This is a genomic window from Xanthobacter sp. DMC12 (assembly GCF_056314105.1).
Genome location: NZ_JBQUYZ010000003.1, coordinates 448,899 through 467,962 on the forward strand (window position 1 = coordinate 448,899; position 19,064 = coordinate 467,962).

The window sequence follows — 19,064 nt, forward strand, 5'->3', positions numbered from 1 at the left end:
TCACCCCCGGGGCCGCGCCGTCCCGAAACGTCAGGTGGGTGGGGGCGGCGCCGCAGCGGCCGGCAGCACCAGTTCGGTCCGAAGGCCGCCGATGGGGGCCGAGCTCAGTTCGAACCGCCCGCCATAGAGCAGGGCCAGCTCGTGGACGATGGAGAGGCCGAGCCCGGAGCCGGGCTTGGATTCATCGAGCCGCCGCCCGCGCCGCCCCACATCCACCCGCCGCGCGGGATCGAGGCCTGGACCGTCATCGTCGATGGTCACGTGGAAATAGACCCGGTCGCCAGGGGTGCGCGGCCGCTCCACCAGAACCTCCACCTCCACGCGAGAGGAGGCCCATTTGCAGGCATTATCGATGAGATTGCCGAACATCTCCTCGAGATCCTGCTGCTCGCCGCGGAAATGCACGTCCTCGGGAATGTGCACGTCGATGGCGAGGTCCTTGGTGCGGTGGATCTTCTCCATGGTGCGGGCGAGCGAGGTGATGACCGGGGTCACTTCGCACACGCTCGCCACCACCGAGATGCGGGCCGCCATGCGGGCGCGCTCCAGATGGTGTGCCACCTGGTCCCGCATCACCCCGGCCTGGTCGCGCACCCGCATGGCGAGGGGGTCGTCGCGGGTACCGGCCTCGTTCATCAGCACGGAAAGGGGAGTCTTGAGCGCATGGGCGAGGTTGCCCACATGGGTGCGGGCGCGCTCCACGATCTCGTGGTTGGCGTCGATGAGGGCATTCACCTCCCGCACCAGCGGCACGATCTCGATGGGGTACGTCCCTTCCAGCCGCTCGGCCTTGCCGGAGCGCACGTCCGAGAGCGCCTCCGAGATGCGGGTGAGCGGCTTCAGCCCGAACCGCACCTGCACGATGACCACCAGCAGAAAGGCGCAGGCCAGCACCACGAGCGTCGCCGCCAGCGAGAGGTTGAAGGCGGAGATCTCGGCTTCGAGATCCGACGCCACCGCGGCCACCGAGACCACGTAATGGGCATCGGTGCCGAGGTCCACGTCGCGCTCCACGACGCGCAGGGCGACGCCGCCCGGCCCGGTCGCATAGCCCTGACGCATCAGCCCGGGGCGGCCGCGGATGCCCTGCTCGGCGAGCAGCGGCAGGCTGGCCCCAACCAGCGAGCGCGAGGTGCGCCGCTCAAGCTGGCCGCCGGACTTCAGCGCGATCTGCCAGTACCAGCCGGAGTTGGGGAAGGCGAACAGCGGATCGGCCAGCGCGGCCGGATCGGGCAGCCGATCCGGCGCGTTGGCGACGTCGGCGACGATGATCTTCAGGTAGATGTCGAGCTGCCGGTCGAACGCGCGCTCGGCGGAGCTGCGGTAGAGGGAGGCGAGCACGAGCCCCACCACCAGCAGCACCACCACGGTGATGGCCATGGCGGAGAGCACGAGACGGAAGGCCAGGGAGCCGGGCGTGTATTCCGGCGGCCGCGCGGCGTTCGCGGCCATGTCAGGAGGTCGCCTTGCAGGCTGCCGCCTCGCGGGAACCGGCCATGGATCAGCGCGGCTCCTCGGGTGCGGCGAGCAGATAGCCGAGGCCGCGCACGGTCTGGATCACGTCGCAGTCCAGCTTCTTGCGCAGGCGCCCGACGAACACCTCGATGGTGTTGGAATCGCGGTCGAAATCCTGGTCGTACAGATGCTCGACCAGCTCCCCGCGCGACACCACCCGCCCCGCATGGTGCATGAGGTAGGAGAGCAGGCGATATTCGTGCGACGTGAGCTTGACCGGATTGCCGTCCACCGTCACGCGGCCGGAGCGGGTGTCGAGCCGCACCGCACCGCAGGACATCTCGCTGGAGGCGTGCCCGGTGGCGCGGCGCAGCAGCGCGCGCAGGCGGGCCAGCACCTCCTCCATGTGGAAGGGCTTGGCGACATAATCGTCGGCGCCGGCGTCGAAGCCCTGCACCTTGTCGCTCCAGCGGTCGCGGGCGGTGAGGATGAGAACGGGGGTGGTCTTGCCCGCCCGCCGCCAGCTTTCCAGCACCGAGATGCCGTCCAGCTTGGGCAGCCCGATGTCGAGCACGATGGCGTCGTAGGGCTCGGTCTCGCCGAGGAACTGGCCTTCAAGGCCGTCATAGGCGCGATCGACGGCATAGCCCGCGTCGCCGAGCGCCTCGACGAGCTGCCGGTTCAGCTCGGGATCGTCCTCGATCACCAACAAGCGCACGGTGCCCCTCCGCCTTCGCCTGATCCTCCTTAAGCGAGAGAGGCCAAGAATGACAGAGCCTTGCGCACCTGTCAGCGATGACGGGGCGCCGCAGGCGAGACTTGAGCCATCGGCTCCGGTCTGTTCGACCGGAGCCGAGTGGGCCACGCTCAAGCGCCGCGCGGAAGTTTTTGGTGGCCACGCTCAAGCGCCGCGCGGGCTTTTTGCGGGGAGCGCGCCCGAGCCCCTCTCGCCCCTCACTGCCAGCCGCACAGGCGGCGGCCCACCGCGTTGGCGGCCTTGGCCTGGCGGATGGTCTCGTCGGTGTCGGAGAGCGACCAGCGGATGGGGGCGGCGGCGCCGCAATAGACCCTAGTCGCGCCGGAACCCATCGTCGTCGTGCAGCCGGCGAGCATCGCCGTCGCGGCGAGCGGCAGCATCCCGCGCAGACCGCGCGGCAGAAAGGCTCTTCGAGACATCGCGTTCTCCTTCCTTCAGGGCGCGGTCATAGCCGCGCTGGGCGGCGCGGCGGGTGGCGAGCAAGAGGGCGAGAACGGCGGCGGCCATCCCCGCCGCCCGCACGCCGAACAGGCGCAGCAGCAGCGCCACGGCGAGCGCGCCCGGGAGAACCCAGGCCCACCACGGCACGGCGTAGCCGAAGAAACCGCCGAGGGCGTCGAGCGCCCCGCTCACGGCTTCGCCTCCCTCGCCGTCCCGGTTCCGAGGTCGAGCACCTCCGCCCGCTTCGCTCCCGCGTGCGCGCTCCACCACACCCATCCGAGGCCCGCGAGGGTGGCGGCGAGGCCGAGCAGGGTGAGGACGGCGAACACATTGGCGAGCAGAGGCGAACCCGCCGCGTGGGGCTCGATCTGCCGCGCCGCCTCGGCAACAGTGGAAGCGACGATGCCGCCGGCAACCGCACCCGCACCCGCCTCGGGCCGCGGCGCGGGCTTGGCGCTGGCGAGCGCGCCCTTGGCGCCCTCCCCGTCCCTGGCCGGCACCGCGACGGACGAGGTCCGCCCGCCGGTCGCCCAGGATTTCCCGAGCTTGCGCACGTCGGCGACGCGCCGCCCCCAGCCCTTGCCGAACACCGGCCAGGTGCGCAGGGCCTGCAGCATGGCGAGGCGGCGGTCGCAGATGTCGTCCACGAGGCGGGCCGGCGCATGCTCGGCGGCGGCGCGGGCGGCATTGAGCGTCACCTCCCCCACCTGCCCATCGGCGGAGAGGCCGAGCGCGCGCTGGAGCCATTTGGCGGACTGGGCGGGGCCCGAATTCACCGCGCCGTCGAACACCACATAGTCGATGCCGGCGGGCAGTTCGTCGGCGCGCACCGCGTCCCAATACTGGCGGCGGTAGATCTCCTTCAGCTCGGCGTCCTCGATCTCGCGGACCGGGCGCTCGGGAAGGCCCTTCGAGCGGCGCCAGGCGTCGTAGACGCGCTGGATGATGCCCTTCATGGTCGGGCCGCCGGGATCGTCGGGATGGTTGGAATATCCGCCCTCGTGGCGGAGCACAGCGGCAAGCGCCGGCGCGAAGCTTTCGGCAGCCATGGCAAGGCTCTCCTGAAAAGGCACGTAAGAACGGCCAAAGGCGGGGGCGCCGGAGCGCCCCCGCCTCATGGCAGGCCCAGGTCAGGCGACGAGCGGCAGCATCTCGTTGGCGTAAGCAGCGGCCATGCGGCCGGCGAGGTACATGGTTCCCTTGTCGACAGGATGGACGTTGTCACCGCCGATGTACTGGCTGATGTCGGACGACCAGCTATAGTTGGCGTTGTTGTGCGAGCCCGTCAGCCACGGCGGCACGGCGGTGAGCATGGACTTGTAGATGACGTTCTTGCCCGGCCGCGCCGCGACCGCAGCCGCGACGGCCGTGTCCACGGTCTGGATGCTGGAGTAGCTGCCCGCGATGGGAGCAGGCCCGAACCAGAAGATCGGGGCGGAACTGCCCGCACGGATCGCGTCCAGGAATGCCAACGCCTCGGCCGTGATGGCCGCCTGCGAGTAGCTGAGGTCGTTCGTCGAGCCGTAGACGAAGATGGCGTTGGGATTGAGGGCCAGAAGCTGCGGCACCCGCTCACGATAGGTGAAGTAGGGGCCGGTGCCGGGATTGAGAAGCCCGGTGCCGCCGATGCCCATCCGCCACATGTCATCGATGCCGATGAGCCGGCCAAAATGCTCGGACAGCGTGTTGCCGAGCAGGAACGGGCCATAGCTGGACCCGGCGAGGTAGCTGTCGCCGATGAAGCCGGCACGCAGGGCGCCGGCCGCCGGCGCTGGCCAGATCTGGTCGGCCGAGGTCACCGCGATCTGGTAAAGGGCCGCGTTGTCCTTGCCATAATGGATTTCCCACAGGCGCGGCTTGCGCGAACCCCAATCGACGGTCGCCCAAAAGTTGGAGCCCGCGAAGGGATAGATGGGGCCGGTCGTAACCGGACGCCCATCGACGAACAGGCAGGTGCCTGCGGTCCCCGACGCCACTTCAAAGCCGATTTTCGGGGCATCGGACCAGAAGCTGACAGAGCCCCCTCGCTGGGTAACCGAGGCGGCGGCATTATAGTTGAACACCTGGAGATTGGCGCGGTTCGTCGCGTATTGAACAGGTGTGCACCCGTTGAAGGTGAACAGAGAACGATTTGCCCACACGTCGAGGGCCGTCAGGCCCGCAGGGGTACTGGTGGCGCCGGTCAACGTCAGGGTCGGCTTGGCCACGTCGTCCGCCGGATCCCACGCCGGACCTCCGAGATGGGTCCACAGGACCGCGCCATCCGTGACGGCGGCTCCATTGACATGCGTGGGCTCGGTCGCGCCGCAGGTGCCGCTGCCGGCGGCGACGTACCACTGGGTCGGCGTGGCGGAATTCTTGCGCACGTCGCCCTGCTTGACCGCCTCCCCCGTGGTCCAAGCGGACGGGCCGATCCACGGCCGGGTCCACAGCGGCCGGCCGGCGACGATCGCTCGTTCAAGCTTGTTCTTGAGGGCGGCGATGCTCTGGTTCCAGTTTCGAGAAGACATGAACGACTCCCAAAGTAAGGGGCAAAACACACCCGCGCCGGGGTGAGCGGCACGGGCGATCCGGGGATGGGAATGGGGAAGCGGGTGCGGGCAGGAGCGGCGCCCGCGAGGGCCGCTCAGATGCGCTCGATGAGGCGCGCGCCGTCCGCGTCGGTCAGCGGCGTGCCGTCCGTATCCACCAGGAAGATGAAGCCGCGGGGCGGACGGAGCCCGCGCCGGCCGCGCAGGATGGCGGCCGCAGAGAGGGCGAGGGACAGCATGGCCGCCGCTCCGCTCAGCGGTCGATCAAGGCGTAGATGTCGATGCCCGTGCTGGTGCCGGTGGCCCACACCCGGCGCACCTGGCAGGGCGGCAGGGGCTGGAGGCCCGGCAGGGCGCGCACGTCGATGCGGGTGGCATCGTCGGCGCCCACGGGGGTGATGCGCACGGTGGCGACGCCGCCGGCGACATCCTCCGGCACGAACACCCACACGGCCTTGGCGTAGGCGGCGAGTTCGTCGCTGTCGGAAGGAGTGACGCGGGTCATCTGCCGCGTCGGCGAGGAGAGCGAGGCGGCGAGCCCGCGCATGGGGTCGCGGGCGGGATCATAGGCCATGGGAAGTCTCCGAAAGGCGGCCGCGCGACGCGCGTCAGGCGCCGGGAATGGCAAGGAGGAGGAGGTGAAGGCCGAGGCGCACCGTGCCGCCGCTGAAGGCACCGCCGCTGGCGGTGAGGCGGACGGGGGTGGGCGCGTAGAAGGCGGTGGGGCCGATGACGCCCATGTTCGTCGCGCCCGGCGCGGTGCCGAGGCTGCCGCCGAACTTCGCGGGCTCCCCCGCGATGCCGCAGTCGTAGGCGGAGGCGCCGGTGACGGCGGTGAGCGTGCGGGTGGAGACGCCGAGCACGATGGCCCGGTCGGGGATCACCAGCGCGGTGTCCACAGTGGCACCGAAGAGGGTCGCATCCGCCTCCCACACCTCGGCTGAGATGGCGCCGCGATGGGCGCTGGCCGCGAGCGGTGAAACCCAGGCGCCGCCGTCGAACAGGGCGAGCCGGCCCTCGTCGCGGATGAAGGCGAGGAAGCCTTGAGCCACGGGCAGGAAGTCGAATGCGCCCGCCTCATAGGCCGCGATCATCCCCGCCCGGCCCGCAAAGACACCGGTGGCGCCGGACGGCACGAACCAGCGCGCGCCCTCGGCGGGCGACGCCGGCGGGGCGGTCGCGGTGGCGCTCTCCAGCACCAGCTGCACGAAGGCATCAAGGCGGCGGATGGCCTCGTTATGGGTGACATGCTTCTGCGCCTGGGCCGCCGCGATGTACGGCAGCGCCAGGTTCGCCGATTGCTCGGACATGGCTGGACCTCGATGGAAGGAGAAGGGCCTTACGGCCGCACGGTGACCGTGACCGCCCCGCCCGCGCCGACGCTGGTCGAGAGCTGCGCGATGCGGACGGTGAGTTCCCCCTGCGGGGCGCCGAAATCGGCGATCTCGTCGGCCGCCGCGTAGAGGGCTTCGGGGGACGTGAGGGTGAAGCTGCGCCGCACCGTTTCACCATCAAGGATGTCGAGCCGGTAGGCCTCGCTCGCCTCGCCCAGCGGCACCTCCACCGCCTCCCATCCGTCCCCCGCGATGCGGGTGCGGCGGATGAAGGAGAGCGCGACGCCCGCCCCCGTCCGCCGCGCCCGCACATGCACCGGCGAAAGCGGCGCGAGCGCCCGGCCGGAGACGGTGACGGCGACTTCCGTCACCTCCTCCGCGCCCTGGTCGTCCCGCGCCGTGCCGACGCGGTAGATGAAGGAACGCCCCAGCGCCGCGACGCCGCTGGCGACGCTCACCAGCGTGCCGTCGAGCCGCACGATGCGGGTCCCCGTCGGCCAGACGTCCGCCCCCGCGCCTTCCGTTCCGGCGAGGCCCCGCAGCAGGCCGGTGAGGCGATAGCTGCCGGCATCCACCAGTTCCGCCTCGGTGAAGGCAGCGATCTCCGGCGCGCGGTCGTCGGCGAGGAGCACGAGGAGGTTGGCGCCGGCCAGCACCTCGGCCTCGCTGACCGAGACGAGGATGGAGGTCTGCAAGCTGACTTCCATCCCATTGTGCCGGTCGAACCGCCAGAGCGGCCCCGGCCCCAGCGGCGCGGTGAGGGTGCCGAAGGTGGCGGAGGCGGTGACGGGCGCCAGCGCCTCGAAGCTCGCGCCATCGGTGGAGCGCCAGATGGCGAGCGTGCCGGGCCAGGGCGTGGCCGCGGCCGCAAGCCATTGCAGCGGCACGGGTTCCGCCTCAGACAGCGCCGGCAGATCCAGCACCCGCACGGCGGGCGGGCCGGAGGCGCCGGGCAGCGCGATGGCGCCCGCCCCCTCCTGTGCCAGCGCCACGTCGAACACTTCCGGCTCGATGGTGCGGGCGGTGATCGCCAGCGCCTCCGCCGCCTCCACGCGGACGATCTCCACGAGCCGCGTGCGCCCGTCGAAGGTCAGCCGCACGAGGTTGCCGGGCGCCAGCGCGAGCAAGGAGGGCGGCAGCGAGAAGGTGAGCGTCTCCCGCCCGGCCCACAGGTCCTGAAGCCAGACATCGGCGGCGCGCACCATCACCGCATCGGAGGCGACCACCGCGAGGTCCGCCTGCGTTGCGTGCCGGCTCCTGCCGGCGAGGCGGCGGGAGGAGACCGTGGCGCGGCGGTAGTCGCGCAGGGCATCGACGAAGCCCACCGTCACCTCCAGCGGCAGCTCGGTCTCCTGCGCGCGGGTGACGGCAAGGAGGGGCGCGCCTTCCGCCTGCACCAGATCGTCCGTGGCGATCTCCGCCACCGCCCCCTGCCCGCGCGGGCGGAACACCATGCGGCCCGCCTCCTCCCCCGCCTCGAAGGCGAAGGCGCGGGCGAGCGGCTCCAGCGCCGCGCGGGCGGTCATGGGCTGCTCCACCACATAGCCCTCGACGGCGCCGGAGAGGCCCGTGCTGTCCACGTCCGCAATGCCGAAATCGGCGGCGAGCGTCGCCACCAGCGCATCCAGCGGCGCGGCGCCGAGGCGGCCGGTGAGCCAGTGGCCGGTGGCCCAGTTGGCGCCGTCCGCCCACACGTCCGTGGCGTAGGGGAATTGCGGATAGGGCCGCGCATCCCAGCTCCACAGGAAGAGCGCGTCCGGCTCCACCATGCGGCCGGGATAGCGGGTCGCGACGGGGTTGTCGGCGGCGTCCGCCTCCGCGCCGAAGGTGGCGAGGATGGCCTCCAGCGCGCGGCGCTGGATGAGATCGTCCCGCGCGCCGGAGGAGAAAGGCGGCAGGCGGTTCTCGGCGGATTTCGCATCGGGGAAGGCGCTCGGCCGGTTGGCGCCCTTATCCACCGCCGGGCACCCCGCCTCCATCAGACGGATGGGTTTGGCGCCGGGCAGATAAGAGGTAGGGCTCGCGCTGCGCACGCCGGCGATGCGCTCGTGATGGGCATTCGCCCACCAGGACCAGAGATCCTTCTGCCGATACACCCACGGCTCGCCGAAGGCATCGTCGGTGATGGGGCTACGCGCCTGCGCGGCGCGGACGGCATCGTCGGGATAATACCAGTCGAAGGCCTCGCCCCGGCGCAGGTTGGCCTTGAGATACGCGCGGTCGTGGATGGACTGCGCCAGCGCCGCATCGAGATGGTCGGAGCCGTCCCGCCAGTCGGCGAGCGGGGGGTAGTAGTCGATGCCGATGAAGTCCACCGCGTCGGCGCCCCACACCGCATCGAGGGGAAAGCGCACGTCGCCGGAGGCGAGCACCTGCGCGCCATATTCCGTCCAGTCGGCAGCGTAGGAGACGCGGGTGTCCAGCCCCACCACCGCCTTCACATCGGCGGCCAGCGCAGCGAGCGCTTCGGCCGCGGGGAAGGCGCCGGTGTCGTCCGTGAGGCGGGTGAGCGCGGCCATTTCCGAGCCGATCAGGATGGCCTCCACCCCGCCCGCCGCGACGGCGAGATGGGCGTAATGCAGCACCATGCGGCGCAGGCTCCACTCCTCCGGCCCGTGATAGATCACGCTTGATCCAACCCGCGTGAAGTCCCCGGCCGCCGCAGTCCCGAAAAGCGCCGCGACCTGCGCCCGGCAGGCGGCGGTGCCGTCCACCGTGCCCGCTCGCCCCGGTGCCGGATCGCACGTGATGCGCCCGCGCCACGGGTGGGGCGGCTGGGAGGCGGCGCCGGTCCACGGATCGGGGCGCGTGTTGTCGGCCGGGATGTCCATCATGACGAAGGGATTGAGTGTCACCTTCAGCCCGGCTTCGGCCATGCGCTGGATGGCGCGCACCACACTGTCGTCGGAGGGCGTGCCGCCATAGGCCGCGCGGCCCTCGTATTGGGAGACGGCGGGCGTGGTGAGGCGCGTCTGCCCGCCCACGCTCCACAGCGCGGGGGCGGTCGCCTTGTTCACGCGCTCGCACTTCGGCCGCACGGCGCACGCGCCCGCCCGCAGATCGTCGCCGAACCAGGACACCACCAGCGAAACCCGCTCAAGGTTCGGGCAGGCGCCGAGGAGCTGGTCGAGGGAGGCCTCGAAATCGCTGAAGAAGCTGGTGACGTGCCGGTTCTCCGGCCCGTAGCTCGCCTCGCCATAGACCTGGCGGATGTTGCGCGTGTCGTAGCCGAATTCGGTGGCGCCGGGGATCAGCGTCACCGCCCTCACCTGCTGCTCCAGCGCGCCGATGGCGCGCTCCACCTCCACGGTGATCTGCGGCAGGCGGTTGCCGTAGTCGGTCAGCTCCAGATTGCGGAAGGTGAGGTAGGCGACGCCGCGATAGGCCGGCGTGCCCGCCGCGCCCTGCTTCGCCTCGATCCACGAATCCGGTGGCTCATCCGGGCCGCCGAGGTGGGGCGTGATATGGAGGCGCCGCGTGTCCAGCAGCTTGCCGTCCGCCCAGATGCGGCCGATGCGCGAGACTGGCCCCTCGCACAGCGCCACGGCGAAATTGGCGTAATAGGTGTAGGTCGTCGTGCTGGCGGACAGACTGCCGCCCTTGCCGCCGACGGACTGCGTCTCCTCCTTCTTCACCTCCTTCAGCTTGGTGGCCCAGATCACCTGCCCGGCGAGGCGCGCGCGGCCGTAGACGCGGGGCAGCGGCGCGCCGGCGGTGGAGGCCATCACGTCGAGGTCGGTAAGGCGCGGGCCTTCCGCATGGCGCGAGCGGTTGCCGCCGAGGAGCGCGCCATCGATGACCGAGCCGCCGAGCGCGCCCAGCGCCCGCCCCGCCACCGCGCCGATGGGTCCGAACAGCGCGCCGCCGATAAGGCCGCCGGCCGCGCCGAGAAGCAGCGTCGCCATGGGTGAGGCTCCGGGATCGGGGGAATGTGGGAAGAGGGTAGGCCCTACCCCGACATGGTGCCGTCATCGCCCGGCGTGTCCGAACGATCCACGGTCGGTCGGGTTCCGGTTTTCAGGCAGCGCGCAAGCCGCTCAGTGGATGCCCCGGACGAGCCGGGGCATGACGGCGGGGAGGACGGTGCAAGCGCCCCGCTTCGCTCTCGCGCCTCGGCCGACTGGAACGGAGCGAAGCGCAGTGGAAGGAGAGCCGTGGCCCAGCGCAACACGTCGCCGAAGGCAGCTCTTTCCGAGGCTCTGCGGGCGGGTGCCGGCTTCGCCGACCTTTCCCCTGGACCCCGGATCGACGCTCCACCTGCGGTGTCGCTTGTCCGGGGAACTGTTTCGATGAGCCCCCTACCCCACCGCCGGAAACGCGAAGGCATAGGCCAGCCGCCGCCGCCACCAGGGCGTGAGGGCGGTCTCGCACACGCTCGCGCCGTCATAGGCGTGGATCATCCGCCCGCCGTCGCAGAGCAGCGCCGCGTGCTTCGCCGGAAGGTGCTCGCGGAAGCGGAACAACAGCACGTCGCCGGGCTGCGCCTCGGCCAGCGAAAGCGCGACGAGATGGCGCCGCGCGGTGTCGGCCAGCGTCTCGCTGCGGGAGGCCTCGGCCCAGTCCGGCGCGTAGGACGGGAGCGCCTCCGGCTCCGGGCCCACCACCGCCCGCCAGACGCCGCGCACGAGGCCGAGGCAGTCCGCGCCATGGCCCTTCAGCGAGGCGCGGTGGAGATAGGGCGTGCCGATCCAGGCGCGGGCCTCGGCCAGGATAGCGGCGCGGAGGGCGGCGCGATCAGGAGCCCCGCTCATTCCCGGAGACTCCCGTCGTATCCGCCCTCGCCGGGGATGGCGACGGAGATCACCGCGTCGTTGCCCGGCATGTGCGGGAAGCCGCGGAAATTGAATGCGTTTGAGAAGCGATCGCGACAGGTCGCAAAGCGCTTGTCGCAGCCGGCGGTGAGGGTGATTTCGTCGCCCTCCATGACCTCGAACGGCGGGCGCTGCCACAGGCGCAGAACCGCCCCTTCCGCATCCACCAGATGCGCCTTCACCTCGGTGACGAAGCCGGCATTGGCGCCGCCCGTGAACACCGCACGGCCGCGCGCGAAAGCCCCGGCCGCGAAGCCGTCGAGGCCGTTCACACGCAGGCGCAGCGCCCCGTCCACGCGGCTCACGGAGGCGGTGGCCGAATGGGCCGGCGCGGAAAGATCCACGCCGCAGCGGGCATCGCCGAGATCGGCATCGCAGGTGGGGGTGAAGAGGCGGCCGCGCGTCTGGTTGAAGGCGTCGGCGAGGGCGCGGATCTCGGCGGTGAAGACGCCATCCTCTGAGCGCACCTCGCCGATGGTTCCCCGCCGCAGGAGGTGCTGCTGCGCGGGGGCCTGCCAGTTGACGAGGAGGAGGTCGACGCCCGCCCCGTCATAGAGGCCGGCGGCGAGGTCGGCGGCATCGAGCGCATCCGCGCTGAGCGCGCCGGATAGCTCGGTGCCCGTCACCGAAAGCCCCTGGGCCTCGCTGCTCTCCGAGCCCGCGACGCCGGAGGCGGCGATGAAGGTCACGCCCTCAACGACGAGGTCGCGATCATGGTCGGTGAAGCCGAGCACGGTGCCGTCGCGGCGGGTCACGCGCCAGGCGCGGCACAGGGTGGTGACGCCGCTCGCGAGATGGTCGGCGAGCGCGGGATCGAGGGTGCGCATTTTCGGCCTCACACGCGTATTTCGATGATTGGGATGCGGGGGATCGCGCCGGCCGCGAAGGCGGAGAGATCGACCTCCAGGAAATCGGTGTCGAAGCGCACCGGAACATCGAAGCGAAAGCCGGCCGTGACCACCGCCGAGGGGGGCGGGATGGCACCCGCGGCGAAGGTGATTTCGCCGCACGCGGCATCGAGCGAAAAATGTGCGCCCTCAACGTGTTCAATGCCATTCACCGCGACCTTCACGGTCCCCGCGACGGGCTTGGTGATGGCGCGCAGATAGGGCGCGTGGAGGGCGCCGTAGCGCTTCGTCAGCGCGAAGGTGGCGCGTGCTCCGTCACCCGCGCCGATCAGCTGGTCGAGGGCGCTTACCTCGCTCTGCGGAGCGGCCGAGGAATGATCGAGACGATCGCGCCAGCGGAAGCCGTGGAGACGCCCGCGACGCTCCTCGAAAAAGGCGACGATTTCGGCCAGCGCGGCGAAGGTCTTCACCCCGTATCCGGCATCCCATCGGCGTCGCGAATCAGCCTGTCGGGTGTTGCGCTCCTCGCGTCCGGAGGCGGTCGTGACGACCTCGGTGACGCGCTCGGGACCGCCGGAAGCGCCGAGCGCGACCTCCAGAGGGAACAAAATCTCATGAAAGGCGGCCATATGATGCCCCCATCCCCTAATTCTTGGCCGAAAACAGTAGAGATGGCCTTGACATAGTTGAACGTGACGCCTTGACTTTCCGGTGCCCCGTTGAGCATGGAGCGAAAGCATGGCTACCAAGCCCGCGAAGAAGCCGGCCGCCGCCGCCGAGAAACCTGCCGAGAAGAAGGCCGCTGCCCCCAAGGCCGCTGCCAAGACCACAGCACCCAAGACCGCCGCCGCGAAGACCGCTGCGCCGAAGGCCGCCGCCCCCAAGGCTGCTGCGCCGAAGGCCGAAGCCAAGGCCGCTGCCCCCAAGGCCGCTGCTCCCAAGGCTCCCGTCAAGAAGGCCGCCGCGCCCAAGGCCGCTGCGCCGAAGGCCGAGGCCAAGGCTGCTGCCCCGAAGGCTCCCGCCAAGAAGGCCGCTGCGCCCAAGGCCGCGGCTCCCAAGGCTGAAGCCAAGGCCGCTGCCCCGAAGGCTCCTGCCAAGAAGGCTGCCGCCCCCAAGGCCGCTTCCGCGAAGGCCGCCGCCAAGCCCGCCGAGGCTCCGGCTCCCGAGAAGAAGGCCGCCGCTCCCAAGGCTGCGAAGGCGCCCGCCAAGGCTGCGGCTCCCAAGGCTGCCGCTCCCAAGGCCGCTGCCAAGCCCGCCGCCGAGAAGAAGGCTGCCGCTCCCAAGAAGGCCGCTGCTCCCAAGGCTGCTGCGCCCGCTCCGGCCCCCGAGGCCAAGCCTGCCGCGCCCAAGGCCGCTGCCAAGCCCGCCGCCAAGAAGGCCGCTGCCCCGAAGGCTCCCGCGAAGAAGTGATCTTCGCTCCCCGATGGCGGCGTGCGGCTCAGGGCCCGCGCCACCGCCATCGGAGCGCCACCGAGGTGGCCGCATGACGATGCCCGCCCATGGGCGGGCGACAAAGAGACGATGCCGCCCATGGGCGGCAGACAGGATCGGGGCCCGGCGGTTCATCCGGGGCCTCATGTGGCATCCGTATGCGCCCGGGCACCGCGTGGCCTGGGCCTTTGCGTGTTCGGGCACCCGCGTCTTCGGGCGCCGGATCGGGTGATGTCGTATCCGTTCGGACATCGGCCAGAGGGGCAAGGCCGGAATGCCGCGAACGGGACGACCACACCCGGCTCCCACTCCGCACGCCGGATGTCTGCCGGCGCAAACAAGAGGTGCGAGGTCCGCTGGGCCAGTCCGCTCGGCCGGTCCGCTCGGCCAGGTCGCGCCTTCCGGCGACACGTAGTCACGAAAGACCTTCCGGCGCGGCCGCCGGACGTCGTTTGACCTCAGGTCACTCGAGATATTCCGCCTTGGCGTTCAAGGTGCCGATCCGTCAGGGGATTTCCCGGCACGCGCGGCAACGCTATGGTCGGCGGGCTCGCATCGGGCGAGCCTGTCCGGACCGTCCTCTGCTGCCATGCCCACTCGCGCCTCAAGCCCCATTTCGTCCGGACACCGCCCCGCCGCCATCGGCCCGGCGCCGGCAACCCGCGGACGGATACCCGGCACGCTGGCCTTCGGCGCGGCGCTGCTGATGGCTGCCGCAGGCCCGGCGCTGGCGCAGTCCAGCGGCAAGAGCGGGAGTACCAGCGGCAGTTCTACCAGCAAGAGCGACAGCTTCTGCGCCAGCTACGGCCCGGGCTTCCAGCGGGTGCCCGGCTCGGATTCCTGCGTGAAGACCGGCGCGGTCGTGCGCACCGATGCCTATAGCGGCAGCGGTCCGAGCAACGCGCCGAACCAGTTCAACAACACGATCTCGTCCTCGCAGCCCTCGACCGCCGCCCCCGCGCCGGACCCGTGGAAGTCCTCGCGCTGAGGGCTCAGCCGCTGCGCTGCCCGCGCGCCACCGCCCGCGCCACCAGGCCCGCGACATAGGCATCCGAACGGCGGAAGCCCGAGATGTCGGGCGTCGAAATGTTCACCGTCACCGCCCCGCCGCCCGCCCCTTCGGACGTGCGCACGCCGAGCCGCCCGTCGGCCCCGCGCGCGAGCGGCAGGATGGCTTCCGCCCCCTTCTCGCCCATCAGGCCGAGGGACGCGCCGAGGGGAAAATAGGTGGGCGCCGCCACAACGCCGCCACGCGCGAAGGGCTTCACCTGTCCCTCGCCGATCACCCCGCCCTTGGCGAAGCCGAGGCCGCCGGCACCGGAGAGAAGCGAGGTGAGCGAGCTTTCGAGCGGCTTCAAAGCGGCGGTGAGGGCGAGGTTGGCGAGGCGGGTCGCGAGCTGCTCCAGCACCGTGCCGAGATCCTTGCCCTGCACAGCAAGCCCAGTGAAAGCGGAAGCCAGCGCGGAAGAAAAGCCGCGTGCGGACACCTCTGCCGCGCCCAGCGCCGCCATGGCGCTGCGGGTGTCCACCTGAAGGGCGATATCGACGGTCTCGGTCACGGCGTCATCCTCTCGTGCGATCGGGAAACCGCGCCATGAGGGCGGCAAGGCCGGCGCGGTCGATGGCCTCCGGCGGGGCGGGCAGGAGTGCGGAGAGGGCGGCCGCGAGTTCGCGCGGCGTCATCCGCCAGAAGGCGTCGGGGGCAAGCCGCAGCAGGCCGAAGCCGACACCCATGGCGAGCGCCCAGGGAAAGGCACGCGCCGCGGGCGTCGCGCTGTCCTGGGTAGAGGCGCGCGCCGCGGGCGTCGCGCTTAGGCCGGCTGCGGCGCGGGAGGGGACGGGATCGTCTCCTCTCCGCCGAAGGTTGCCGCGAGCAGGTCCGCGACGATGCGCGCGAACCCCGCCGCGCCCCCATCCGCCCGCATCCGCTCCACCTCCTCCACGCTCACCGACGCCCCCGCGCCATTGAGCCCGGCGGCGATGATGCGCGCGGCATCCCGCGCCGAGAGGCGGCCGCGGCCGAAGCGTTCAGCCAGCGCCATGAGATCGTCCGCACCGAACGCGGCTTCCAGCTCCGCCAGCGCGCCGAGGGTGAGCACGAGCACGCGCGGCGTGCCGTCGAGCACGGCGGAAATCTCGCCGCGCCGGCGGTTGGGCATGCCACCGCCCATCACAGCGCCGCGAAGGCGATCTCGCCCGCGCTCTCCAACGTGAGGTCGAAGGTGATCTCGCGGTCGTGCTCGGCCGCGATCTCCAGCGCCGTCACCTGGAACGGGCCGGTGAGCGTGCCGAAATCCGGGATCAGCAGCTGGCAGCTCGCCAGCGCGCCGGAGAAGAAGAGCTGGCGGACGAGGGCATCGGATGCCGCATCCTTGAACACGCCGGAGCCGGAGACGGAGGCGCGCTTCACGCCCGCCCCGTCCAGCAATTCGCGCCAGCGGCCGGCGCTCTCGGAATGGGTCACGTCCACGCTTTGCGCGTTGAAGGCGAGGGTGCGCGTGCGCAGCCCCGCGACGGTGATGAAGGAGGTGCCGTCATGCACCTTCAGGAGCAGGTCCTTGCCCTTCTGCGCGGCCATGTTTCTCTCCGGTCAAACGGGCTCGGTGACGGCGCGGAACCGCACCAGAGCGTGGAAGGTGCGCCCGTCGCTCTCGCGGCGGACCTCGGCGGTGGTGGCACGCAGGTTGGCGAGGCAATGCCCGTCCAGCGCGAGGGCCGCGTCGTGCAGCACCTCCTGCAGGCGGGCGGCAATGGCGAAGGCCTCCGCACGCCCGCCGGAGCGGGAGAAGACGTGCAGCGTCAGCACCTGCTCGCTGCCCGCCTCGGTGGCGGTGGACCAGTCCGCCACCACCGCCTCGCCGAGGGTGACGAAGGGAAAGTCCGCATCGCCCGGCGGCACGTCATGGACGCGCGGCGCGCCGAGCAGCGCCACCAGCGCGGCATCGGCCACGAGCGCGGCATGGATGGCCGCGCGCAGCGCCAGCGCGGGGCTGTCGAGGGGGATGCTCACGGGCGCCTCCGTCGCGCGAAGAGAAGGCGGATGCGGTCGAGCACCGGATCGCCCGGCCGATCGAAGGCGCCGCGCACGCGGTCGAGGAACGCCGCGCCGGAGACCTGCACCAGAGGCCGCGCGGGTGTGCCCGCGATCGTGGCGACGGCACCGGCTTCTGCCCCGATCTCCCCCGCGAGATCGGCGGCGGCGCGGGCGGCGGCCTCCGCTTCCGCAGCGGGGAAATGGCGGGCGGCGATGCGGCGGGCGAGGCCGTCGAGGCCCCGGGTGCGGACGCTGAGCTCCGTCCTCATGTCTGCTCCTCGCTGCAGCGGATGCGATGGAAGCGGCCCCGCCCATCGGCGTCAGTTATGGCTTCCACCGCCAGCACGCGGCCGGCATGGATCAGCCGATCACCGGCCGCGATGGTGTTGGGCGCCCGCACGGTCACGCGCAGCACGCGCGCGGCGCGGGGCCTCTCCTCGCCGAGGCCGTAGGCGGTGGAGACATCCTCCACCGCGCCCCACAGCACATCCACCGAGATGAAGCTGCGCGCGACGCCGCCGGCACCATCCGGCACCTCCAGCGGCGTCTGGTGGGTGAGGCGATGGCGCAGCGCGCCGATGCCGCTCACAACCGCACCACGCGATAGGGCGCGGTCAGCGCGCGGGAGGCGGCGGGAAGCTGGGTGGCGTCGCCCGGCCCGTCGCGATGCTCGTAGAGATGGGCGAGCATGAGCCGCACCGCCTGCACGAGATCCGCCGGCACGTCCCCCGCGTCCGCGCCATAGCCGGCGAGGAGCGTGATGACGATGCCGCCATGGGAGACGAGCGGCGCGGACACCCGTGCGGGCGCCACCCGGATCAGCGCCGGCGCGCGATCCCCCACCAGCGCGAGGGCGTCCTCGGGGAGCGCCACCGGCGTGCCGTCCGCCGCCGCGACGGTGGCTTCGAGGATGGCCCGCACCGGAGCGATCGGCGCCGGGATGACGCCGCGCAGCGGCCAGCGATCCAGCGAGAAGCGCCAGGTCTGGTCCATCAGGATGCGCCCTGTCTCCGCCTCCACATGCCGGCGGGCGGCGGCGATGAGGGCATCGATGAGGGCGTCCTCCGCGTCGGTCTCGACGCGCAGAAAGGCCTTCGCCTCCGCCCGCGTCAGCGGCTCGGCGGCGGGGCCGGAAAGAAGCTCGGCCATGGGGGGCTCCGGTGGGGTGGGCGAGTGGCAGATGCGCGGCGGGCGGCTCCCCCGGCACCGGCGGGCTCCCTCTCCCCTTGCGGGAGAGGGTTGGGGGGAGGGGTGTGCGCAGGAAGAGCAGGCGGCGGGTGTTGCGGCGAGGGCCCCCTCACCCCCCGGCCCCTCTCCCGTCCGAACTCGGCTTCTGCCGAGTTCGGTTCGCGAAGGTCGAAGTCGGCAACAGCCGACTTCGAGGGGAGAGGGGAGGAAGAATTTGTGTTGCCGTCGCCCTCCGGCTCGACCGGAGGGCCCATCCCTCCGTGCGCGCCGTCATCCGCGCGCCGGGACGAACGGTGCCATGGGTCCTCCGGTCGAGCCGGAGGACGACGGGGCTTGCCTGCCGGGCGGAGTCTCTCGCAGGCCCACGGATCAGCGATCCGGCCGCGCCGTCGCTTGTCCGGGGCACCATTGACGCGTCCCGCTACGGGCGGCAGAAACGAGGGATGATGACCCTCCGCACCCGTGCCGCCGCGACAATCCTGATGTGCGCCCTCGCGCTCTCCGCCGGCCCGGCCCGCGCCATCGTCGGCGGCGCGCCCGCGGCGGCGGATGTGGCGGCGCAGACGGTGCTCATCGTCTCCACCCGCGGCGCCTCCTGCACCGGCACGGTGCTGGCGCGCGACCTGGTGCTGACGGCGGCGCACTGCGTAGGACCGAAGGCGGATTATGCGGTGGCCGTCCTCGGCGACGGCGCGCCGAAGCTGGTGCCGGCGGCGCGCGTGGTGGTCCATCCGCGCTTCGACGCAGACCAGTTCCAGACCCGGCACCCCACACCGGACCTCGCCCTCGTGAAGCTCGCCGAGCCCTTGCCCGCGCGCTTCCGCACGGCCCGCCTCAGCGCCGCCACCGGGCTGCCGGAGAAGGGCGTCTCCTTCCTCATCGCAGGCTATGGCGTCACCGCCGACGGCGCGATGAAAAGCGCGGGCACGCTGCGCAGCGTGGCCCTGCCCTCCATCGGCACCACCGGGGGCATCATGGTGCGGCTCGCAGCGCCTGAGGGCGCGGCCGGGGCCTGCACCGGGGATTCCGGCGGGCCGGCCTTCCTCGATGGCGCGGTGGCCGGTGTGGTGGGCTGGGCCACCGCCGCGGGCGGCGCGCGCGGCTGCGGCGGCGTCACCGGCGTCACTTTGGTGTCGCTGCACCGCGACTGGATCATGGCCACGGCGAAGGCGCTGGGCAGTCCCCTCCCCTCAACCGGGCTCTGAAATGCGGGCCGCCCTGCATCACGCAGGAC

23 protein-coding genes and 1 pseudogene are annotated in these 19,064 nt (G+C 71.8%); 3 read left to right on the forward strand and 21 right to left on the reverse strand.

Annotated elements, in window-relative coordinates; all coding sequences use genetic code 11:
- Positions 1–30: 30 nt before the first annotated feature.
- The 13 genes from ACT535_RS15225 to ACT535_RS15285 all read right to left on the reverse strand — a co-directional run bounded on the left by ACT535_RS15225 (position 31) and on the right by ACT535_RS15285 (position 12,806).
- Positions 31–1,452 carry a sensor histidine kinase gene (locus tag ACT535_RS15225; protein WP_476365051.1) on the reverse strand — a complete coding sequence of 474 codons (1,422 nt, stop codon included), beginning with the start codon at positions 1,450–1,452 and terminating at the stop codon, positions 31–33.
- 49 nt (positions 1,453–1,501) lie between these two features.
- Positions 1,502–2,173: a response regulator transcription factor gene (locus tag ACT535_RS15230; RefSeq protein ID WP_168459179.1), complete on the reverse strand. Its 672-nt coding sequence runs from the start codon at positions 2,171–2,173 to the stop codon at positions 1,502–1,504.
- Between the two features lie 236 nt (positions 2,174–2,409).
- Positions 2,410–2,544 carry a hypothetical protein gene (locus ACT535_RS15235; RefSeq protein ID WP_476365052.1) on the reverse strand — a complete coding sequence of 45 codons (135 nt, stop codon included), beginning with the start codon at positions 2,542–2,544 and terminating at the stop codon, positions 2,410–2,412.
- Entirely contained in the window at positions 2,525–2,845 is a 321-nt protein-coding gene (locus ACT535_RS15240) for a hypothetical protein (RefSeq protein WP_476365053.1), read from the reverse strand. The genes ACT535_RS15235 and ACT535_RS15240 overlap by 20 nt, the downstream gene beginning before the upstream one ends.
- Positions 2,842–3,702: a glycoside hydrolase family 108 protein gene (locus tag ACT535_RS15245; RefSeq protein ID WP_476365054.1), complete on the reverse strand. Its 861-nt coding sequence runs from the start codon at positions 3,700–3,702 to the stop codon at positions 2,842–2,844. The genes ACT535_RS15240 and ACT535_RS15245 overlap by 4 nt, the downstream gene beginning before the upstream one ends.
- A gap of 81 nt (positions 3,703–3,783) precedes the next feature.
- On the reverse strand, positions 3,784–5,163 hold the full coding sequence (locus ACT535_RS15250) for an SGNH/GDSL hydrolase family protein (RefSeq protein WP_168459182.1): 1,380 nt from the start codon (positions 5,161–5,163) through the stop codon (positions 3,784–3,786).
- Between the two features lie 116 nt (positions 5,164–5,279).
- The gene (locus tag ACT535_RS15255; protein ID WP_168459183.1) at positions 5,280–5,423 is read right to left on the reverse strand and encodes a hypothetical protein; all 144 of its coding nucleotides are present in this window, start codon (positions 5,421–5,423) and stop codon (positions 5,280–5,282) included.
- A gap of 14 nt (positions 5,424–5,437) precedes the next feature.
- A complete protein-coding gene (locus ACT535_RS15260) occupies positions 5,438–5,758 on the reverse strand; it encodes a spike base protein, RCAP_Rcc01079 family (protein WP_168459184.1) in 321 nt (106 codons plus the stop codon).
- Positions 5,759–5,792: 34 nt separating this feature from the next.
- The gene (locus ACT535_RS15265) at positions 5,793–6,494 is read right to left on the reverse strand and encodes a DUF2793 domain-containing protein (RefSeq protein WP_476365055.1); all 702 of its coding nucleotides are present in this window, start codon (positions 6,492–6,494) and stop codon (positions 5,793–5,795) included.
- A 29-nt stretch (positions 6,495–6,523) separates the two neighbouring features.
- On the reverse strand, positions 6,524–10,423 hold the full coding sequence (locus tag ACT535_RS15270) for a baseplate multidomain protein megatron (protein ID WP_476365056.1): 3,900 nt from the start codon (positions 10,421–10,423) through the stop codon (positions 6,524–6,526).
- A 393-nt stretch (positions 10,424–10,816) separates the two neighbouring features.
- Positions 10,817–11,269, reverse strand: coding sequence for an NlpC/P60 family protein (locus ACT535_RS15275; protein ID WP_476365057.1), 453 nt, complete (start codon positions 11,267–11,269; stop codon positions 10,817–10,819).
- Complete coding sequence (locus ACT535_RS15280) at positions 11,266–12,156, reverse strand: DUF2163 domain-containing protein (RefSeq protein WP_476365058.1); 891 nt, start codon at positions 12,154–12,156, stop codon at positions 11,266–11,268. Before ACT535_RS15280 ends, ACT535_RS15275 begins: the two co-directional genes overlap by 4 nt.
- 8 nt (positions 12,157–12,164) lie before the next feature.
- Positions 12,165–12,806: a phage distal tail protein, Rcc01695 family gene (locus ACT535_RS15285; protein ID WP_476365059.1), complete on the reverse strand. Its 642-nt coding sequence runs from the start codon at positions 12,804–12,806 to the stop codon at positions 12,165–12,167.
- Between the two features lie 109 nt (positions 12,807–12,915).
- On the opposite strand from ACT535_RS15285, the gene ACT535_RS15290 reads away from it, so the two are divergent.
- Together ACT535_RS15290 and ACT535_RS15295 are read left to right on the forward strand one after the other, a co-directional pair.
- Positions 12,916–13,587 carry a hypothetical protein gene (locus tag ACT535_RS15290; protein WP_476365060.1) on the forward strand — a complete coding sequence of 224 codons (672 nt, stop codon included), beginning with the start codon at positions 12,916–12,918 and terminating at the stop codon, positions 13,585–13,587.
- Positions 13,588–14,197: 610 nt separating this feature from the next.
- Positions 14,198–14,596 (forward strand): hypothetical protein, encoded by a 399-nt coding sequence (locus ACT535_RS15295; RefSeq protein ID WP_476365061.1) that lies wholly within the window; start codon positions 14,198–14,200, stop codon positions 14,594–14,596.
- 4 nt (positions 14,597–14,600) lie between these two features.
- On the opposite strand, the gene ACT535_RS15300 is transcribed toward ACT535_RS15295, so the two are convergent.
- The 8 genes and pseudogenes from ACT535_RS15300 to ACT535_RS15335 all read right to left on the reverse strand — a co-directional run bounded on the left by ACT535_RS15300 (position 14,601) and on the right by ACT535_RS15335 (position 17,791).
- Positions 14,601–15,167, reverse strand: a complete 567-nt coding sequence (locus tag ACT535_RS15300; RefSeq protein ID WP_476365062.1) for a phage tail tape measure protein — start codon at positions 15,165–15,167, stop codon at positions 14,601–14,603.
- Positions 15,168–15,171: 4 nt separating this feature from the next.
- Positions 15,172–15,348 (reverse strand): annotated as a pseudogene (locus tag ACT535_RS15305) (rcc01693 family protein); the annotation flags it as partial.
- 71 nt (positions 15,349–15,419) lie between these two features.
- Positions 15,420–15,767 (reverse strand): gene transfer agent family protein, encoded by a 348-nt coding sequence (locus tag ACT535_RS15310; RefSeq protein WP_476365063.1) that lies wholly within the window; start codon positions 15,765–15,767, stop codon positions 15,420–15,422.
- Positions 15,768–15,778: 11 nt separating this feature from the next.
- The gene (locus tag ACT535_RS15315; protein WP_024277874.1) at positions 15,779–16,186 is read right to left on the reverse strand and encodes a phage major tail protein, TP901-1 family; all 408 of its coding nucleotides are present in this window, start codon (positions 16,184–16,186) and stop codon (positions 15,779–15,781) included.
- 12 nt (positions 16,187–16,198) lie between these two features.
- Positions 16,199–16,618 carry a DUF3168 domain-containing protein gene (locus ACT535_RS15320; RefSeq protein ID WP_476365064.1) on the reverse strand — a complete coding sequence of 140 codons (420 nt, stop codon included), beginning with the start codon at positions 16,616–16,618 and terminating at the stop codon, positions 16,199–16,201.
- Complete coding sequence (locus tag ACT535_RS15325; protein ID WP_476365065.1) at positions 16,615–16,911, reverse strand: hypothetical protein; 297 nt, start codon at positions 16,909–16,911, stop codon at positions 16,615–16,617. The genes ACT535_RS15320 and ACT535_RS15325 overlap by 4 nt, the downstream gene beginning before the upstream one ends.
- Positions 16,908–17,231: a head-tail adaptor protein gene (locus tag ACT535_RS15330; protein WP_476365066.1), complete on the reverse strand. Its 324-nt coding sequence runs from the start codon at positions 17,229–17,231 to the stop codon at positions 16,908–16,910. Before ACT535_RS15330 ends, ACT535_RS15325 begins: the two co-directional genes overlap by 4 nt.
- Positions 17,228–17,791, reverse strand: coding sequence for a head-tail connector protein (locus tag ACT535_RS15335; protein ID WP_476365067.1), 564 nt, complete (start codon positions 17,789–17,791; stop codon positions 17,228–17,230). Before ACT535_RS15335 ends, ACT535_RS15330 begins: the two co-directional genes overlap by 4 nt.
- A gap of 482 nt (positions 17,792–18,273) precedes the next feature.
- Here ACT535_RS15335 and ACT535_RS15340 point away from each other — a divergent pair, with 482 nt between their 5' ends.
- Positions 18,274–19,035 carry a S1 family peptidase gene (locus tag ACT535_RS15340; RefSeq protein ID WP_476365068.1) on the forward strand — a complete coding sequence of 254 codons (762 nt, stop codon included), beginning with the start codon at positions 18,274–18,276 and terminating at the stop codon, positions 19,033–19,035.
- The last annotated feature ends 29 nt before the right edge of the window (positions 19,036–19,064 follow it).

What these genes read in the sequence shown, in the direction of transcription:
- ACT535_RS15225 (WP_476365051.1), bottom strand. Translation starts at nt 1,452, where the DNA reads ATGGCCGCGAACGCCGCGCGGCCGCCGGAATACACGCCCGGCTCCCTG.
- ACT535_RS15235 (WP_476365052.1), bottom strand. Translation starts at nt 2,544, where the DNA reads ATGGGTTCCGGCGCGACTAGGGTCTATTGCGGCGCCGCCGCCCCCATC.
- ACT535_RS15245 (WP_476365054.1), bottom strand. Translation starts at nt 3,702, where the DNA reads ATGGCTGCCGAAAGCTTCGCGCCGGCGCTTGCCGCTGTGCTCCGCCAC.
- ACT535_RS15250 (WP_168459182.1), bottom strand. Translation starts at nt 5,163, where the DNA reads ATGTCTTCTCGAAACTGGAACCAGAGCATCGCCGCCCTCAAGAACAAG.
- ACT535_RS15255 (WP_168459183.1), bottom strand. Translation starts at nt 5,423, where the DNA reads ATGCTGTCCCTCGCCCTCTCTGCGGCCGCCATCCTGCGCGGCCGGCGC.
- ACT535_RS15260 (WP_168459184.1), bottom strand. Translation starts at nt 5,758, where the DNA reads ATGGCCTATGATCCCGCCCGCGACCCCATGCGCGGGCTCGCCGCCTCG.
- ACT535_RS15265 (WP_476365055.1), bottom strand. Translation starts at nt 6,494, where the DNA reads ATGTCCGAGCAATCGGCGAACCTGGCGCTGCCGTACATCGCGGCGGCC.
- ACT535_RS15270 (WP_476365056.1), bottom strand. Translation starts at nt 10,423, where the DNA reads ATGGCGACGCTGCTTCTCGGCGCGGCCGGCGGCCTTATCGGCGGCGCG.
- ACT535_RS15275 (WP_476365057.1), bottom strand. Translation starts at nt 11,269, where the DNA reads ATGAGCGGGGCTCCTGATCGCGCCGCCCTCCGCGCCGCTATCCTGGCC.
- ACT535_RS15280 (WP_476365058.1), bottom strand. Translation starts at nt 12,156, where the DNA reads ATGCGCACCCTCGATCCCGCGCTCGCCGACCATCTCGCGAGCGGCGTC.
- ACT535_RS15285 (WP_476365059.1), bottom strand. Translation starts at nt 12,806, where the DNA reads ATGGCCGCCTTTCATGAGATTTTGTTCCCTCTGGAGGTCGCGCTCGGC.
- ACT535_RS15290 (WP_476365060.1), top strand. Translation starts at nt 12,916, where the DNA reads ATGGCTACCAAGCCCGCGAAGAAGCCGGCCGCCGCCGCCGAGAAACCT.
- ACT535_RS15295 (WP_476365061.1), top strand. Translation starts at nt 14,198, where the DNA reads ATGCCCACTCGCGCCTCAAGCCCCATTTCGTCCGGACACCGCCCCGCC.
- ACT535_RS15310 (WP_476365063.1), bottom strand. Translation starts at nt 15,767, where the DNA reads ATGCCCAACCGCCGGCGCGGCGAGATTTCCGCCGTGCTCGACGGCACG.
- ACT535_RS15315 (WP_024277874.1), bottom strand. Translation starts at nt 16,186, where the DNA reads ATGGCCGCGCAGAAGGGCAAGGACCTGCTCCTGAAGGTGCATGACGGC.
- ACT535_RS15325 (WP_476365065.1), bottom strand. Translation starts at nt 16,911, where the DNA reads ATGAGGACGGAGCTCAGCGTCCGCACCCGGGGCCTCGACGGCCTCGCC.
- ACT535_RS15335 (WP_476365067.1), bottom strand. Translation starts at nt 17,791, where the DNA reads ATGGCCGAGCTTCTTTCCGGCCCCGCCGCCGAGCCGCTGACGCGGGCG.
- ACT535_RS15340 (WP_476365068.1), top strand. Translation starts at nt 18,274, where the DNA reads ATGATGACCCTCCGCACCCGTGCCGCCGCGACAATCCTGATGTGCGCC.